The following is a 1,019-nucleotide window of genomic DNA, read 5'->3' on the forward strand; positions in this document are numbered from 1 at the left end:
AAGATGACCCGTAAAATTCTTGCGCAGCTCGATCGTCGAAGCACCCGCCATTTTCGTCTCATACCCCGCCAGCCGCCACAAGACAGCGTGTTCCCCGCGATCTGCAGGCCAAGCGGTGTCGTAGATCGTCCATGGATGACCGAGGAATGAAGCCGTCCAATCGGACAGCGCCATGAGCCACTCATCTTGGGTCTGTGGAACATGGACCATGTTCGGTACATAGATGCCAAAACGCATAACCCGAACGATTTTTCCAGCAGCCGCATCCCATTGATCTGCCTCAGGGACGCCCAAATATTGAAGTGTAAATGCCTGATCATGCTGCCTTGCGATTCTGCGGCGATGCATCCCCTGTACAAGCTGTTCCGCCCAGTCGTCTAGCTGTGCCAGTGAGGATCGCTCCCCGTACAGCTTCAGGCGTATCACTTGTCGATACCCTGCCCAAGCCGATTTCCACACCTCTTCTCCGAGTGTCAGGACCGCATACGATACGTCTTGGATACCATCCGGCGGATGAATGTCATAGACTCGATCTTTTAAGGCGGGCACGATGCCGATTACGGCATCTCTCAGCGTGCTCCTCATGTCATAACCAGCCCATCCTTGTTGGCACTGCCCAAGGAAGTATCGAAGGTAATGTGCATCATCAATTCGGCTCCTCCTTTCTTGAAGATGGTCGGGAATGAGACCAATTCGACATCACCGCAGCAAAAAACCGGCCCATCATGGCCGGCTCACGTACACCGTGTGTGTTCGGTATGCCTGTATTGCTTCATTCCCGATGATACAATCTTACACCCCTGAAACGGATGCGCTGACGGTTAGTTGGATGAAATCAATCGTTCTTTCAGAGGCGTACGGGCGGAAAATAGTACGAATGTATGTTCGTATTTAAAACTGAAGATAACTTTCTTCCTCCGAATACGAACATAAAAAACCGGAAGACCACTAAGGTCCTCCGGTTCTGTTATACATGTAAAATAATTACATCACCTTCTGCAGTTCCTGCAACTCCAACA

At 50.9% G+C, this 1,019-nt stretch carries 2 protein-coding genes and 1 pseudogene; 1 reads left to right on the forward strand and 2 read right to left on the reverse strand.

The features are described from left to right. Positions 1-348, reverse strand: a pseudogene (locus tag ACFRAK_RS29775) (hypothetical protein); the annotation flags it as partial. Beyond that, positions 317-457 carry a hypothetical protein gene (locus tag ACFRAK_RS29780; protein WP_394573304.1) on the reverse strand — a complete coding sequence of 47 codons (141 nt, stop codon included), beginning with the start codon at positions 455-457 and terminating at the stop codon, positions 317-319. The pseudogene ACFRAK_RS29775 and the gene ACFRAK_RS29780, both read right to left, overlap by 32 nt. Before the next feature lie 225 nt (positions 458-682). On the opposite strand from ACFRAK_RS29780, the gene ACFRAK_RS29785 reads away from it, so the two are divergent. Then, positions 683-895 (forward strand): hypothetical protein, encoded by a 213-nt coding sequence (locus ACFRAK_RS29785; RefSeq protein WP_394573305.1) that lies wholly within the window; start codon positions 683-685, stop codon positions 893-895. Positions 896-1,019 lie beyond the last annotated feature (124 nt).

This window comes from Peribacillus sp. NPDC056705, from assembly GCF_043656335.1.